Source organism: Aquicoccus porphyridii (assembly GCF_008369105.1).
Classification (GTDB): Bacteria; Pseudomonadota; Alphaproteobacteria; order Rhodobacterales; family Rhodobacteraceae; genus Aquicoccus; species Aquicoccus porphyridii.
Map to the genome: position 1 here is coordinate 1 of NZ_VINQ01000254.1, position 348 is coordinate 348.

Below are 348 nucleotides of genomic sequence, written 5' to 3' on the forward strand. Positions count from 1 at the left end.
CACCGCCCTGGCCGCCGCCGAAGCCGACGTGCTCGGTGCCGAGGCCAACCTGGCCAATGCCGAGGCCAACCTGCAACGCCAGCAGGCGCTGATCGAACAGGCGCGGGCCAAGGTCCGCGCCGAGCAGGCCGAGCTGGTCTTCGCCCGTCACGAGCAAAGCCGCTACCAGACCCTCGCCAGCAAGGGCGCCGGCAGCCTGCAGAACGCCCAGCAGGCGCAATCGCGGATCGATACCGCCAGCGCCCGGCTGGCCGAGGGCCAGGCCGCAGTGGATGCCACGCGCAAGCAGGTGAGCGTCCTCGAAGCCCGCGTCGGCCAGGCCCGTGGCGACCTGCAACGCATGCAGGC

At 72.4% G+C, this 348-nt stretch carries 1 protein-coding gene; it reads left to right on the plus strand.

The genetic code is table 11. The annotated features are described in order from the left end of the window. On the plus strand, positions 1-348 hold a 348-nt coding region (locus tag FLO80_RS24390), incomplete at both ends, for an HlyD family secretion protein (protein WP_439328727.1).